The organism is Sphaerisporangium sp. NBC_01403 (assembly GCF_045040145.1).
GTDB classification, from domain to species: Bacteria; Actinomycetota; Actinomycetes; order Streptosporangiales; family Streptosporangiaceae; genus Sphaerisporangium; species Sphaerisporangium viridialbum.
Genome location: NZ_CP109534.1, coordinates 2,239,161 through 2,252,930 on the forward strand (window position 1 = coordinate 2,239,161; position 13,770 = coordinate 2,252,930).

Below are 13,770 nucleotides of genomic sequence, written 5' to 3' on the forward strand. Positions count from 1 at the left end.
CGGAGGGCCCGTCAGGGGATGGCGCCCGGGGTGATCAGCCCGGTCTCGTAGGCCAGGACCACGGCCTGCACCCGGTCGCGCAGCGCCAGCTTGGTGAGCACGTTGCCCACATGGGTCTTCACGGTCGTCTCGCTGACCACCAGCTCGGCGGCGATCTCGGCGTTGGACATCCCCCTCGCGATGAGGCGGAGCACCTCCAACTCGCGCTCGGTCAGCCGGTGGACGCGGGCCGGGGTGGCCTGCTGGTGGGCCGACGGCAGGCGGGCGGCGAACTTGTCCAGCAGCCGCCTGGTCACGCTCGGCGCCACTATCGCGTCTCCGGCCGCCACCACCCGGATCGCCTGCACCAGCTCGTCGGGGGGCACGTCCTTCAGCAGGAACCCGCTGGCCCCGGCCCGCAGCGCCTCCACGATGTACTCGTCCAGGTCGAAGGTGGTCAGCACCAGCACGCGGGGCACGTGGGCGCCCGGGGCCGCGTCGCGCACGATGCGCCGGGTCGCGTCGATGCCGTCCACGCCGGGCATGCGGATGTCCATGAGGACCACGTCGGGGAGCAGGACCCTGGACTGGTCCTGCGCCGTGGACCCGTTGCCCGCCTCTCCCACCACCGTGAGGTCGGGCTCGGCCTCGAGGATCAGCCGGAAGCCGGTGCGCAGAAGCGGCTGGTCGTCGACCAGCAGCACACGGATAGTCATTTGTCAGTCCTTGAGGGGGAAGCGGGCCCGGACCTCGAATCCGCCCCCCTGGCGTGGGCCGATCCGCAGGATTCCACCATAAAGGGCAACTCGCTCGCGAATGCCCACCAAACCGTGCCCGGGCCGGTCGTCGGGGCCGCGGGTGAACTCGCCCGTCCCGCCACGCCCGTCGTCCTCCACCTGCACCAGCAGCTCGCTCGGCTCGTGGCGCACGGTCACCCAGGCCCGCGCCGAAGGCCCCGCGTGCCGCAGGCTGTTGGTCAGGGCCTCCTGGACCAGGCGGTAGGCGGCCAGGTCGATGCCCGGGGGGAGGAGCCGCCGCTCGCCCTCGATCCAGAGCTGGGCGCGCAGCCCCGCCTCGCGCATCTGGTCGACCAGGCCGGGCAGGTCGCCCATGCCGGGCTGAGGCGCGAGCTCGCCGGTCTCACCGTCGGTGCGCAGGACCCCGACGATGCCCCGCATCTCGCGCATCGCGGTCCTGCCCATCTCCTCGATGGCCACCAGCGCGTCCTTGGCGGCCTCGGGCCGCGTGTCCAGCACCTTGCGGGCGGCGGCCGCCTGGACGGTCATCACGCTCACGTGGTGGGCCACCACGTCGTGCAGCTCGCGGGCGATGCGCGACCTCTCCTCCGCGCGGGCGGCGCGGGTGTCGGCGTCCCTGGCCCGCTCCAGCCGCTCGGCCCGGTCGACCAGCTCGGCGAGGTACGCCCGGCGCAGCCGCACCGAGCGGCCGACCACCCACACCGCCAGGGCGACCATGGCGGCGAACGTGTGCTGGGTCCAGTCGCCCCGGTCGTCGGCCAGGATCCTGCCGACGGCGTACGCCAGCGAGCTGACCGCGGCGGCGACCAGGCTGAGCGCCAGGCCGCGGTACGCGGCCACGGTGTACAGCAGGATGAGCGAGGCAAGCCCGGCGAGCCCGCCGTCGTGGTTCAGCGCGGCCAGGATGATCTGGGGAAGCTCGGCCAGGCAGAGCAGCGCGAACGGCCAGCGCCTGCGGAGCGCGAGCGGAAGGCACGCCAGCACGACGAGCGCGACGCTCAGCACGGTGGGCGGCCGCACCTGGCCCTGTCCGGAGCCGGACAACTCGGCCGCCACGAGGGAAAGCCCCGTCACCACCGCCGCGAGAGCCGAGTCGCCGAACAGGGGATGGGCTCTCAGCCATGCTCGCGGACTGCCAGGGGTGGTGCGCACCCTCTCAATTTAGGACGTCTTTGCTGCTGGCCACCCTGCTCAGGACGGATATCGCCCTCATCCCGCAGAAGGACGCGCGCCCCGCGCGCCCGGTGACCCCGGCCGGCCTTTCGCGCACGCCGGGTCCGTACGGCCGCCGGTGTGGCCGCACGGACCCGGCCGGACGTCACACGTCGATGCGGCCGTCCTTCATGCGCCTGCTGAAGTCGGTCCACTCGCCGGCGGTGAAGACCAGCGCGGGGCCGCCGGGGTTCTTGCTGTCGCGGACGCCGACCCGCGCGCCCGGCAGGGCGGCGACCTCGACGCAGTCACCGCCGCTGCTGCCGGAGTAGGAGGATTTGAACCACGCGGCCTCGCGCAGCTCGTCGTTCAGCTCGTCCATCGCTCTATCGTCTCCCTGATCAAGTCGAGCGACGCGCGCTGGGGGAGCGCCTCAGCGCGGATCACTTCGTATCTGGTCGTGAGATCCTCGACCGCTTCCGCCCGGTCGACGACCTGGCCATGACCCGCTGACTCCAGGTACACCGTATCGGGGACGCCCCGGGTCTGGGCGATGATGAATCCTCCTTCGAGCCCTGTGGTGGAGTACGCGCTGAGCGGCAGGATCTGGATGGTGATGTACGGAAGTGTCCCTGCCTCCAGCAGGCGGGTGAGCTGGTCGGCCATCACCTGGGCGCTGCCGACCGGCCGGCGGAGCACGCCCTCGTCGAGCACCGCCCAGAACATCGGCGGCTCCGGGCGCTCGAAGACGCGCTGCCGCTCGATGCGCGCGGCCACGTGGTCCTCCACCTGCTCGGGCGACACCCGGGGCTCGCCGAGCAGGATCGCCCGGGCGTACTCCTCGGTCTGCAGCAGACCGGGAACTATGAGCGGCTGCCACGTGTGCAGCGTGCCCGCCTCGCGCTCGACGTCCAGCCAGGGGCGGAACCAGGCGGGAGTGGACGCGCGGTTGATGAAGGGCCAGAGCCTGAGCAGTGCCCCGTCGAGCTTCAGGGCCTCGTCGCAGCGCTCGGCGAAGTCGCGGGAGGGGGTGCGCCTGGCGGTCTCGACCATGCCCACCAGGGCGAGCGAGAAGCAGATCTTCTGGGCGAGCTGCTCCATCGTCCAGCCGGCGGCCGTGCGGTGTCTGCGCAGCTCGTAGCCGAAGAGTGCTTGGGGCGAGGCGCTCGGGTCCAGCTCGCGGGGGGCGGGCATCATCGCTCCGTTCAACTGGTCCGGCGGCTCTCGGCTCTGCCACACCGCGTTTCACACGATGTGTTGAATACGAAGTGCAGGTGATTGGGTACCGAGAGTAGTCGGCAGGCGGCAGTCTGGGAAGGGCGGACGATCGGCGGCCGGGTGAACGGCGGAGGCGATGACGAACATGCCACAGCATCATCGTGAACGTGTGGAATCACGGAGTCCAGAGCGAGCGCCGGCGGATTCGCCCGAGATGGCCGGAGCGCGGGCGGGGGACGTGTCCATCGGGGGCGGGCACGGCCCCGCCCGCCCTGAGGAGGGCCGATGATCTTCCCTGTCTACGACCGCTCGGACGTTCCCGAGGAGCAGCGGCACGCCAACCTCGAGACGGTGCGGCGCGTGAGCAAGGTGGTCGCGGGCATGGTGGAGGCCGAGCGCCGCAGGCGGCTGGCCGAGGGGTTCATCACCTCCTGGCACCTCGACCGCGAGGAGCTCGACGAGGCGGCCGCCGCCCTCGGCATCCCGCCGCTGCAGGACGAGGAGTGGGACGCCATCCACGGCTCCGGGTGAGCCGCCGCGTCACCCCGGCGTCGCCCGGGCCTGTGAGGGCGGGGTCGTCAGAGCTCGTCGGTGGCGGCGCGGCGGGAGCCGCGCGTGGTGTCGCCGGGGCGGCGGTCGGGGACGGGCGGGGGAGTGCCGCCCCACTCGGGGCAGATGGCCTGGTAGTCGCACCAGTCGCACAGGCGGCTGCGCCGGGCCCGCCACTCGCGGGTGGTCAGCGACCGCTCGATGGCCTCCCAGAGCGCCTGCACCTTGCGCTCGGTCGCCCGCAGGTCGGCCTCGTCGGGGGAGTAGCGCAGCACCTCGCCGTTGCCGAGGTACATGAGCTGGAGCAGCCGGGGCACCGTGCCGTGCAGGCGCCACAGCACCAGGGCGTAGAACTTCATCTGGAACAGCGCCTTGGCCTCGAAGTCGGGGCCGGGGGCGCTGCCGGTCTTGTAGTCGACCACGCGCACGTCGCCGCTCGGCGCCACGTCGAGCCGGTCGATGTAGCCCCTGAGCATCAGCCCGCTGTCGAGCACGGACTCGACGTAGAGCTCGCGCTGCGCGGGCTCCAGGCGGCTCGGATCCTCAAGGGCGAAGTAGCGCTCGAGCATCTGCCGCGCCTGGCCGAGCCAGCGGTCGTGCTCGGCGTCGTCGTCGAACAGCGTGGAGTACTCGGGGGTGTGCTCCAGCAGGCGCGCCCACTGGGGGTCGAGCAGGGCCTGCGCCGCCGCGACCGTGCGCTCGGCGGCCGGCAGGTCGTACAGCCGCTCGAGCACCGCGTGGACCAGCGTGCCGCGCACGGCGGCGGGCGAGGGCCGCTCGGGAAGCTGATCGATCACGCGGAAGCGGTAGAGCAGCGGACATGTCATGAAGTCGCCCGCGCGGGAGGGGGAGAGAGTGCCGACTACCGCGGGCGGCTCCGAAATGCTCATGCCGGAACTGTAGGTCAGTCGGCCGACACTTTAAGCCGGAGGCGTGCACGTGAACGGCCGATCACCGCCCAGGGGCGCGTAGCATCTAGGCACAAGGAGGGAAGACGACAATCATGAGCACCCAGACCCCGCAACGGCCTGAGTCTCCGGGGCTGCGCATGGGACGGCCTTTCGGCATCCCCGTCTACGTCTCGCCGACCTGGTTGATCGTCGCGGCGTTCATCACCTACACCTTCCAGCCCGAGGTGGCGAGGAACCTTCCCGGCAGGGACACGGTCACCACCTACCTCGTGGCCTTCGTGTTCGCCGTCTTCCTCTACGTCTCGGTGCTGCTGCACGAGCTGGCGCACTGCGTGGTGGCCCGCTACTTCGGGCTTCCCGTGCGCCGCATCACGCTCTACCTCCTCGGAGGGGTCTCCGAGATCGAGCGCGAGCCAGAGACGCCGGCCAGGGAGTTCCTCGTCGCCTTCGCGGGCCCGCTGCTGTCGCTCGGGCTCGCCGGCATCGGCTTCGTCGCCAGCGGGTTCATCCCCGAGGGCACTATCCCGCACGTCCTGGTCCTGCAGCTCTGGGTCTCCAACCTCATCGTGGGCGTGTTCAACCTGCTGCCCGGCCTGCCGCTCGACGGCGGCCGCATGCTGCGTGCGGGGGTGTGGAAGCTCACCCGCAATGCCGGCTCCGGCACGATCGCCGCCGCCTGGTTCGGCCGGGCGCTGGCGGTCGCGCTGGTCGCCGTGCCGGTGGGGCTGCCGCTCATGACCGGTCAGGAGCCGAGCTGGGGCTCGCTGCTGTGGGCGGTGCTGCTGGCGTCCTTCATCTGGGTCGGCGCCACCCAGTCGCTGCGGGTGGCCCGGGTGCGCGCCCGCATGCCGCAGGTCCAGGCCCGCTCGCTCGCCCGCAGGGCCATCCCGGTGACCGCCGAGGTGCCCCTGGCCGAGGGCATGCGCCGCGCCAGGGAGGCCCAGGCGGGGGCGATGGTGATCGTCGACCACGACGGGCACCCGATCGCGATCGTCAACGAGGCGGCCGTCACCGCGACGCCCGAGCAGCGCAGGCCGTGGGTGACCGTCGGCTCGCTGGCGCGCAGCCTCGAGCCGTCGCTGGTCCTGCCGGCCGACCTCGCGGGAGAGTCGCTGCTGGACGCCATGCGAGGCGCCCCCTCCGGTGAGTATCTGCTGGTGGAGCGCGGAGGCGACGTCTTCGGCGTGCTGGTCACGGCCGACGTCAACCGCGTCTTCTCCGGAGTCTGACGCGCCCCTCCGGCCGGCCCGTGTCCATCGGGCGCGGCCGGGCGGCGTGATCGCGGGGGACGTCACGGGCACGTAAGGTTTCGGCTCGGTGACGGGGCGAACCTCCGGCATCGGTCAGGCGTCTGATCAATGGCGCGCGACGGGGGCGGGCGGCGGCATCGGGGGGAAGATCGCCCGCTTTGTCCCACTCGTTTTCCGTGCGCGCCGAGACTACTGTTCTGATCGCCGATCCGGTCGGCCAAGCAGATTAGGAACGTTCGCATTGGCTACGCCTCACACACCCCCCGCCGCCGGTGATCTGACGCCGGAGCTGCTGGGAGCGTCCGAGTGGAGCGACCAGCTGGTCGCCGCGGCGGGCATCCCCATGTACGACATCCCCTTCCTCACGGTGGGAGGTGGCATCGGGTCGTTCGTCACGCTCGACTACCTCCGCGTCTACGGCGTCCCGACCTCGCAGATGCGCGTCGTGTCCAACATCGAGCACCCGTGGCAGACGTACGAGTTCCTGACCAGGTGCTCCCAGATCCCCCGGCAGGAGCGCATCCGCTCCGACTCCTCCTCAAGGCCCGACAACCTGTGGGGCTTCCCGTCGTACGCGCTGGAGGAGGCCTGGCGCGACAAGAACCCGGGCCACCTGTTCCAGATCGCCACCGAGCCCATCTTCAACGACTACTGGACCCCTCGGGCGGGCACGGTCTTCCGCAACCTCGAGCGCGAGGCCAAGCGCATCGACTACTGGGACATGCTCGTCAAGGGCCAGGTACGCATGGTGCGGCGCAGGGCCGGTGGGGGCTACTTCACGGTGGTCACCCCGCCCGAGGGCACATCGCCCACCAAGCGCATCGTCTTCCGCTCGCGGTTCGTGCACATCGCGATCGGCTACCCCGGGCTGAAGTTCCTGCCCGACCTGCAGGAGTTCCGGCAGAAGTACGGCGACTACCAGCACGTGGTGAACGCCTACGAGCCCCACGAGCAGGTCTATGAGTTCCTGAAGACCCGCCCGGGCACGGTCGTGATCCGCGGCGGCGGCATCGTCGCCTCCCGCGTGCTCCAGCGCCTGTTCGACGACCGGGAGAAGTACCACCTGCAGACGCAGGTCATCCACATCTTCCGCACGTTCGTCACCGGCGCCCACGGCCCCCACCTGTGGAGCAGGCGCAAGGGCGGCGACGGCTGGGCCTACCAGGGCTTCAACTACCCGAAGTCCGTGTGGGGCGGCCAGCTCAAGGCCGAGATGCGCAGGCTGGAGGGCCCCGAGCGCGCCCAGAAGTACAAGCAGATGGGCGGCACCAACACCCCCAAGCGCAGGCGCTGGCAGGAGCAGATGCGCCAGGGCCGCGCGGGCGGCTACTACCACGCGGTGCAGGGCACGGTCGAGCGGGTGGAGCGGGCGCAGGACGGCCGCATGCTGAGCTACGTGCGCAGCAAGGACGGCACCGTCCGTGAGCCGGTCTCCGACTACATCATCGACTGCACGGGCCTCGAGGCCGACATCGCGGAGCACCGCGTCTTCGCCGACCTGCTCCAGCACGGCGGCGCCTACCGCAACCCGGTCGGCCGGCTCGAGGTCGAGCGCCACTTCGAGGTCAAGGGCACCGCCAGCGGCGACGGAGCACTCTACGCCTCAGGCTCCGCCACCCTCGGCGGCTACTTCCCCGGCGTCGACACGTTCCTCGGCCTGCAGATCGCGGCCCAGGAGATCGCGGACGACCTGGCGAGGCGCGGCTTCTGCCGAAAGATGGGCCCGATGCGCTCGACCTCCCAGTGGTTCAAGTGGGCCTTCAACAAGCCCGTCTAAGGAGAGTCCCCCCGTGGTTCCAACTCTGATCGGCCGCATCCAGACGCGGCTGTTCCTTCTTGCCACCGTGGGCGTGGTGATCACGGTGCTGATCGTGCCCGTGCTGCCCGGCCTGTCCGGCCCGCTCTCCCAGGACTACCGCGTGGGCTTCCTGGTTCTCGCGGCGGTCGCCGTGCTGGGGGTGGTGTGGGAGCTGGTCTATCACTTCCTCATGCAGTTCCGCTGGGAGAAGGACTGGCCCACTTTGTTCGGTTTGGTCACACTCGTGCCTGAAGGACTTCTGCTGTTCTTTTTGCTACGGTCCGGTGCCATCGGCAGCCTCATCGACCCGGTTCCGCCCGCCGCCGCCTTCTGGACGCAGTTCGTGGTGGTCTGGATCTGTGTTTGGCTGGTGGCCAACGGTCCGATGCGGGTGCCGTTCGTCCGGTGGCGTTTTCGGGGAGGGAGAGTTCTGTGACGGAGCAAGGCGTGGGGGTGGTGCGTCCGCTTCCCGGCAACGGGTTGATCGCCCATGTGGGCGGCCTGTTGCTGGTGTGCGACGCGGCCGACGCCGTCGCGGACGAGTTGCTGGCGGCGGTCCAGGAGACCGCCGCCGGTGGCGGCGACGGCCGGGCGCTCGCCCGGCGCGCCGCCCAGGTGCTCGCGCGGTCGATGACGGCCGAGCCGATCACCTGCGCCGTCGCCGGCCGCGCGGGCGGCGGCATCGCGGTGCTGGTCAGCGGTGAGGCGCAGGCCCTTGTCATCGGTTCGGGCGCCGACGTGCGGCTCGACGGCAAGGACGCCCTGACCTGGACCGACCGCCTGGTCCCCGGCCCGGTGACCACGGTGGAGCTCCGGCTGCCCGGCGCCGGGCGCCCGATCGGCAGGGCGCGCCTCGACGCGGGCGTCATCGCGGGCGGCGGCGTCACCTGCGACTTCGGCGAGGCCGGCGACCGGTTCGCGCCCATGGTGTCGCAGCCGTCCGTCCCGCAGCCGGCCCCGGCGTACGAGCCGCCCCGCCCCGCGCCCGAACCGCCGCGCCCCGCCCCTGAGGCGGTGGCGCCCGAGCCGTTCCGCCCCTCGGAGCCGGCCGCGCCCGAGTCCTCCCCTCTCGCGGAGGGCGCCGTCTCCGCCGCCCTCGCGATGGACCACGGGCCCGCCATGAGCGTGCCGCCCCCTATCGAGGCCCCGCCGCCGCTTCCGGTGGCCCCGCCCCCTCCGCCGGTCGCCTCGGCGCCGCCCCCGGAGTCCTCCCCGCCGCCCCCGCACGACTTCGAACGGGCGCCGGGCCTGGTCACCGACCCCGAGATGGCGGCCCTGGGCGCCAACGGCTCGGCGGGCGGGCGGCCCCCGCAAGAGGAGGCGCCGGAGTTCGAGTCGTTCCTGCTGATCAACGGGCCCGAGGGGCACCAGGAGACGCCGGGTTCCATGCTGGAGCCCACCGAGGCGGGCCCGACCCCCGAGCCGCTGAGCCGCCCGATGGTCTACGGCGTCGACTGCAAGAACGACCACTTCAACGATCCCCGCGTCCCATACTGCGCGGTGTGCGGCATCGCCCTGGTGCAGCGCACGCTCGTGCCGTACAAGGGGGAGAGGCCGCCGCTCGGGGTGCTCCTGCTCGACGACGGGCTCACGTTGCGCCTCGACAGCGACTACCTGCTCGGGCGCGACCCCGAGCGCGCGCCCGAGGTCACCTCGGGGGAGGCCAGGCCGGCCAGGGTCACCAGCCCCGACGGTTCGGTGTCCCGCCGTCACCTGCGGGTCCGGCTCGACGGGTGGGACGTCAACCTGATCGACCTGGGCTCGGTCAACGGCACCCAGGTGCAGCCGCCCGGCGACCCGAACTTCTACGACATCCCGCCGAACGAGCCGGTGCCCGTCCTGCCCGGCACGACGGTGCGCATCGGGGTGTCCCGCACGATGCGGTACGAGTCCCACCGCAAGGCTTAGCCGGGCCGCGCGACGCGTGAGGGCCGGGCGCTCCCGATCGGCGGGGGTACCCGGCCCTCACGCGTTGGCCGTCAGGTGGCGGCCCGCGCCGGGGTGACGGCCGCCCACTCGATCGGGTCGGCGTCCTGCTCGGCGCGTACGAGCAGGTGCGCTCCGGACGGCGGGGAGGCGCCCTCCGGAGCGACCACCAGGGCTCCGGCGGGCGCCTCGGCCGCGGAGGTGGCGTCCACGCCGAGCCTGGCGAGGCGCTCGGCCAGGGCGGCGCTCCTGCCCCGGCCCAGCACGACCAGCGGGCGGCCGGTGGCCAGGGCGATCTGGAGCGCGACGTGCGCGGCGGCGTCTCCCGAGCCGTGGCGCACCGCCACCGGCCCGGCGGCGTCGTAGGCCCCCGGAAGTACGGTGACGGTCCTGCCGGTCGACTCGGCGACGATCCGCTCGTACCCGGGGGTGTCGTGCGGGACCACCACCAGGTCGGGCCGCGCGCTGTCGACGAGCCCGGGGAGGTCGGCCGCCGGGTCCGCCGAGAACCGGGTCACCACGCGCGCCTCAGGCCCGCGCTCGCGCACCCCGGCGGCCAGGCCCTCCAGGGTGCCCAGCGTCTCGGCCATCTCGGCCAGCTCGGACGACAGCCCGGTGCCGACCTCCAGGCGGCCGTCGGGGTACGGCTCCAGGTGCCCGAGCACCACCTCCGAGGGGGCGGCGGCCGTCGCCAGGGTGGCGGCCAGGCCTGCGAGCGGCCCGGCGTCCCCGGGACGTCCGGGGACCACGGCGAGCACGCGGTAGGAGGCGGTCACGCCGAGGGCGGCGCGCTCGGCCTCGGCGATGTCCCTGGCGACCCGGCGGTCGGGGTAGACGCGCCGCAGCAGCGGGCCGGTCATCGCGGTGGTGACCAGTGCCATGAGCACCATGAGGGAGTACAGCTCGCCGTCCAGCACGCCCTTCTGCAGGCCGACCGTGAGGATGACGATCTCGGTGAGGCCCCGGGTGTTCAGCAGGACGGCCAGCGCGGACGCCTGGCGCACCGGCACCCGCCGCAGCCGCGCGCCGAGGTAGGAGCCGGCCAGCTTCCCGCCGACCGCCACCACCAGGATCGCGGCGAGCACGCCCAGGCTGGAGACCGTCAGCGTCCGGAGGTTCACGTTCAGGCCGGACACCACGAAGAACATCGGCAGCAGCAGGAGCACGGTGAGCTGCTCCAGGCGTTCCAGGATCTGGTGGTTGAGGCGCTTGGCGCCCTCCCGGGGCATCACCGCGCCGAACAGGAACGCGCCGAAGATGAAGTGGACGTGCATCCACTCGGTGGCCCAGGCCGAGGCGACGAGGCCGATCAGCACGACCGAGAGCAGCCCCGGCGTGAGCCGTCCCGCCCGCTCGAAGGCCGGCACGAGGCGCGCCAGGAGCGGCCGTACCACGAGGAACATCACGGCGGCGTAGGGCACGGCCAGCAGCACCTGCCACTGGCCGCTGGCGGCCTCGGCGCTCGCGATGCCGACCACGACGGCGAGGACGGTCCAGGCCAGGACGTCGATGACGGCCGCGGAGGCGAGCGCGAGCCCGCCGAGCGTGGTGCGGTGCATGTCGCGGTCGGTCAGGACGCGCGCGAGCACGGGGAACGCGGTGGCCGACATCGCCGCCCCGAGGAACAGCACGAACGCGAGCGTGTTGCCGTGGGCGTGCTCCCCGGCCAGGGCGAGCGCGAGCAGCGTGCCGAGCACGAACGGCACGATGGTGGAGCCGAGGGAGATGCTCGCCGCGACCTTGCCCTTGCCCCGTACCAGCTTCTGGTCGAGCTCCAGCCCGACCACGAACATGAACAGGATCAGCCCGACGTCGGCGAGGGCGGTCAGCGCGGGCCGCATGTCGGGTCCGAACAGGTCGTCGCCGATCCACGGGCCGAGCAGCGTCGGCCCGAGCAGGATGCCGGCCACGATCTCGCCGATCACCGGGGGCTGGCCGAGACGCTTTGCCAGCGCGCCGAGGAGCCGCGCGGCGGCGAGCACGATTACAAGATCAAGGAGCAGCACATCCACGTGCAGCATCGAACATCGTCCCCGCAAGTAAAGACACTCTGATCAAAGCCCCCGATAATGGTCAACGCGACGTTACCGTGAGTTGGGCGGGCGCCGCGAGGCCCGGCATCGCACGCCGGGCCGTTCTGTGCGTGCTGACGAGAGGAACGCAAGGTGGAGGGCATCGCCGACTACGAGTTCGTCCGGCCGCTTGGAGCGGGCAACCATGGCGAGTTCTATCTGGCGAGGAAGCCGCGGAGGCTGCCCGTCGACACGGAGTACGTCACCGTCAAGGTCGTGGGGGGCACCGGCCAGGACGCGTTCAGGCGGGCCGCCCGCGAGCTGAAGGCGTTCGCCGCCGTGCGCTCGCCCTTCCTGGTGACGCTGTACGACGCCGGGCAGCAGGGCGGGGTGTTCTACTACTCCATGGAGTACATCGCCGGGGGCTCGCTCGCCGGTCCGGCCGAGCGGCCGTCGCGTGAGGGGGCGCTGCGCGCGGTCGCGTGCGCGGCGCGGGCCGCCCAGGCCCTGCACGAGGAGGGCATCGTGCACAGGGACATCAACCCAGGGAACGTCCTGCTGACGCCCGGCGGCGGCAAGCTGTCCGACCTCGGCCTGTCCCAGGTGCTGATGCCGGGCGCGACGATCACCGGCATGGGCGGGCTCAACTCGGTGGAGTTCACCGACCCCGCGCTGCTCCAGGGGGAGCAGCCCTCGCCGGGCGGCGACGTGTGGGCGCTCGGCGCCACCCTGCACTGGTCGATGACCGGCCACGGCCTGTACGGCGAGCTGCCGACCCACGACCCGCTCATGACGCTCAGGAAGGTGTACAGCACCCCGCCTTCCATCAGGCCCGAGCTGGAGCCGGAGCTGGCCGAGCTGGTCGGCTCGTGCATCGGCGACGCGGCCAAGCGCCCCACCGCCTTCGGCCTCGCCGACCGGCTGTACCAGCTGGTGTCCTGAAGGAGGCGCGGGCGCTAGCCTCTGGCGGCCCGCTCGATGACGGCGGCCAGCTCCTCCTCGGTGAGCACGCGCGGCTCGCCGATCATCTTGGCCCGCACGTAGACCGAGCACAGCCACTCCAGCAGCCGCGCGCCTTCGAGCGCCTGGTCCAGGTCGCCGCCGACGGCCACGGCCCCGTGGCTCTGCATCAGAGCGGCCTGCCTGCCCTCCATGGCGGTGCGGACGTGGTCGGCGAGCTCGGGGGTGCCGTAGGTCGCGTAGGGCGCCACGCGGATGACGCCGCCGAGCAGCAGCGCGTTGTAGTGGACGGGCGGCAGCTCGGTCATGGTGGCGGAGACGATCACGGCGTACGACGAATGGGTGTGCACGACCGCCGAGGTGCCGGTGCTCTCGTAGATCGCCAGGTGCATGGGCACCTCGGAGGACGGCTTGCGCTCGCCTTCCAGCACGTTTCCCGACATGTCCAGGACGGGGCAGTCGGCGGGTGCCAGCCGGTCGAGCGCCACCCCGCCGGGGGACACCGCCACCAGGTCGCCCCTGCGGACGCTGATGTTGCCGGAGGTGCCGAGCACGAGCCCGGTGTCCACCATGCGGCGGCCGATCTCGCACAGCCGCTCCCGCTCCTCGGCCAGCTTCATCTCACCCTCGTCGTTCTCGCGGTGCGCGGTCGTGTCGTTCATGGGGTCAGGCGGTCCAGCTCTGCCGCCATGAGGCGCTGAAGCACCTCGGTGGAGATCCGGTCGGGATACAGCAGCCGGTGCACGCTGAGCCCGTCGACCAGGGCCAGCAGGCGCTCGGTGACATCGCCGAGATCCTCGCCCGTGCTGATCTCACCCGCCTCCGCGGCGGCGTCGAGGAGGGTGCGCACGAGATAGCGCAGCTCGGCGGCCTCCTCGCGCTGCACCTCCAGCAGCGTGCCGCCCGCCAGGCTCCTGCCCCAGAACCCCACCTCCAGGGCGGTCTCCTGGGCTCGCTCCTCGTCCAGGGGGAGGTTGTCGGCGAGCACCTCGCGCAGCGCGGACAGCCCGGTGCGACCGGCGAGCCTGCCCTTCAGCCGGTGCACGATGCGGCGGTGGGACGACCTCAGCGCCGACAGCAGGATGTCGTCCTTGTCGGCGAAGTAGTGGGTGAGGACGCCGTTGGAGTAGCCGGCCTCCTTGGCGATCGCCCGGGTGGTCGCCGCGTCGATGCCCTCGCGCAGGATGACCCTGCGGGCGGCGGCCACGACCTCCTCGCGGCGCTCCTGGTGATTGACGATCTTCGGCATCCCTCTCC

Annotated in this window: 14 protein-coding genes; 6 read left to right on the plus strand and 8 right to left on the minus strand. The window is 72.2% G+C overall.

The window, feature by feature from the left end:
* Positions 1-11: 11 nt before the first annotated feature.
* The 4 genes from OG589_RS09785 to OG589_RS09800 form a co-directional block, all read right to left on the minus strand.
* Positions 12-695: a response regulator transcription factor gene (locus tag OG589_RS09785; RefSeq protein ID WP_363916310.1), complete on the minus strand. Its 684-nt coding sequence runs from the start codon at positions 693-695 to the stop codon at positions 12-14.
* 3 nt (positions 696-698) lie between these two features.
* The gene (locus tag OG589_RS09790; RefSeq protein ID WP_405148054.1) at positions 699-1,889 is read right to left on the minus strand and encodes a sensor histidine kinase; all 1,191 of its coding nucleotides are present in this window, start codon (positions 1,887-1,889) and stop codon (positions 699-701) included.
* A 166-nt stretch (positions 1,890-2,055) separates the two neighbouring features.
* Positions 2,056-2,271 carry a DUF397 domain-containing protein gene (locus OG589_RS09795; protein WP_405148055.1) on the minus strand — a complete coding sequence of 72 codons (216 nt, stop codon included), beginning with the start codon at positions 2,269-2,271 and terminating at the stop codon, positions 2,056-2,058.
* The gene (locus OG589_RS09800; protein WP_405148057.1) at positions 2,259-3,086 is read right to left on the minus strand and encodes a Scr1 family TA system antitoxin-like transcriptional regulator; all 828 of its coding nucleotides are present in this window, start codon (positions 3,084-3,086) and stop codon (positions 2,259-2,261) included. The genes OG589_RS09795 and OG589_RS09800 overlap by 13 nt, the downstream gene beginning before the upstream one ends.
* A 306-nt stretch (positions 3,087-3,392) precedes the next feature.
* Here OG589_RS09800 and OG589_RS09805 point away from each other — a divergent pair, with 306 nt between their 5' ends.
* The gene (locus OG589_RS09805; RefSeq protein WP_405148058.1) at positions 3,393-3,638 is read left to right on the plus strand and encodes a hypothetical protein; all 246 of its coding nucleotides are present in this window, start codon (positions 3,393-3,395) and stop codon (positions 3,636-3,638) included.
* A 47-nt stretch (positions 3,639-3,685) separates the two neighbouring features.
* Here the strand turns inward: OG589_RS09805 and OG589_RS09810 are convergent, their stop codons facing one another.
* The gene (locus OG589_RS09810; protein ID WP_405148060.1) at positions 3,686-4,546 is read right to left on the minus strand and encodes a RecB family exonuclease; all 861 of its coding nucleotides are present in this window, start codon (positions 4,544-4,546) and stop codon (positions 3,686-3,688) included.
* Between the two features lie 113 nt (positions 4,547-4,659).
* On the opposite strand from OG589_RS09810, the gene OG589_RS09815 reads away from it, so the two are divergent.
* The 4 genes from OG589_RS09815 to OG589_RS09830 all read left to right on the plus strand — a co-directional run bounded on the left by OG589_RS09815 (position 4,660) and on the right by OG589_RS09830 (position 9,523).
* Entirely contained in the window at positions 4,660-5,796 is a 1,137-nt protein-coding gene (locus OG589_RS09815; protein ID WP_405148061.1) for a site-2 protease family protein, read from the plus strand.
* A 262-nt stretch (positions 5,797-6,058) separates the two neighbouring features.
* Positions 6,059-7,594 (plus strand): hypothetical protein, encoded by a 1,536-nt coding sequence (locus OG589_RS09820; protein WP_405148063.1) that lies wholly within the window; start codon positions 6,059-6,061, stop codon positions 7,592-7,594.
* A 13-nt stretch (positions 7,595-7,607) separates the two neighbouring features.
* Positions 7,608-8,051, plus strand: coding sequence for a hypothetical protein (locus OG589_RS09825; RefSeq protein WP_405148065.1), 444 nt, complete (start codon positions 7,608-7,610; stop codon positions 8,049-8,051).
* On the plus strand, positions 8,048-9,523 hold the full coding sequence (locus tag OG589_RS09830; RefSeq protein ID WP_405148067.1) for an FHA domain-containing protein: 1,476 nt from the start codon (positions 8,048-8,050) through the stop codon (positions 9,521-9,523). Before OG589_RS09825 ends, OG589_RS09830 begins: the two co-directional genes overlap by 4 nt.
* A gap of 71 nt (positions 9,524-9,594) precedes the next feature.
* Here the strand turns inward: OG589_RS09830 and OG589_RS09835 are convergent, their stop codons facing one another.
* A complete protein-coding gene (locus tag OG589_RS09835; RefSeq protein ID WP_405148069.1) occupies positions 9,595-11,562 on the minus strand; it encodes a cation:proton antiporter in 1,968 nt (655 codons plus the stop codon).
* A 144-nt stretch (positions 11,563-11,706) separates the two neighbouring features.
* Here OG589_RS09835 and OG589_RS09840 point away from each other — a divergent pair, with 144 nt between their 5' ends.
* On the plus strand, positions 11,707-12,495 hold the full coding sequence (locus OG589_RS09840; protein ID WP_405148070.1) for a protein kinase domain-containing protein: 789 nt from the start codon (positions 11,707-11,709) through the stop codon (positions 12,493-12,495).
* A 14-nt stretch (positions 12,496-12,509) separates the two neighbouring features.
* Here OG589_RS09840 and OG589_RS09845 read toward each other — a convergent pair whose 3' ends face one another.
* Complete coding sequence (locus tag OG589_RS09845; RefSeq protein ID WP_405148071.1) at positions 12,510-13,175, minus strand: class II aldolase/adducin family protein; 666 nt, start codon at positions 13,173-13,175, stop codon at positions 12,510-12,512.
* A complete protein-coding gene (locus OG589_RS09850; protein ID WP_405148072.1) occupies positions 13,172-13,762 on the minus strand; it encodes a TetR/AcrR family transcriptional regulator in 591 nt (196 codons plus the stop codon). Before OG589_RS09850 ends, OG589_RS09845 begins: the two co-directional genes overlap by 4 nt.
* Between the last annotated feature and the right edge of the window lie 8 nt (positions 13,763-13,770).

Bases quoted from the DNA above. Each gene is read 5' to 3' on its own strand.
- OG589_RS09795 (WP_405148055.1), bottom strand. From the start codon at position 2,271: ATGGACGAGCTGAACGACGAGCTGCGCGAGGCCGCGTGGTTCAAATCC.
- OG589_RS09800 (WP_405148057.1), bottom strand. From the start codon at position 3,086: ATGATGCCCGCCCCCCGCGAGCTGGACCCGAGCGCCTCGCCCCAAGCA.
- OG589_RS09845 (WP_405148071.1), bottom strand. From the start codon at position 13,175: ATGAACGACACGACCGCGCACCGCGAGAACGACGAGGGTGAGATGAAG.
- OG589_RS09815 (WP_405148061.1), top strand. From the start codon at position 4,660: ATGAGCACCCAGACCCCGCAACGGCCTGAGTCTCCGGGGCTGCGCATG.
- OG589_RS09805 (WP_405148058.1), top strand. From the start codon at position 3,393: ATGATCTTCCCTGTCTACGACCGCTCGGACGTTCCCGAGGAGCAGCGG.
- OG589_RS09850 (WP_405148072.1), bottom strand. From the start codon at position 13,762: ATGCCGAAGATCGTCAATCACCAGGAGCGCCGCGAGGAGGTCGTGGCC.
- OG589_RS09785 (WP_363916310.1), bottom strand. From the start codon at position 695: ATGACTATCCGTGTGCTGCTGGTCGACGACCAGCCGCTTCTGCGCACC.
- OG589_RS09810 (WP_405148060.1), bottom strand. From the start codon at position 4,546: ATGAGCATTTCGGAGCCGCCCGCGGTAGTCGGCACTCTCTCCCCCTCC.
- OG589_RS09835 (WP_405148069.1), bottom strand. From the start codon at position 11,562: ATGCTGCACGTGGATGTGCTGCTCCTTGATCTTGTAATCGTGCTCGCC.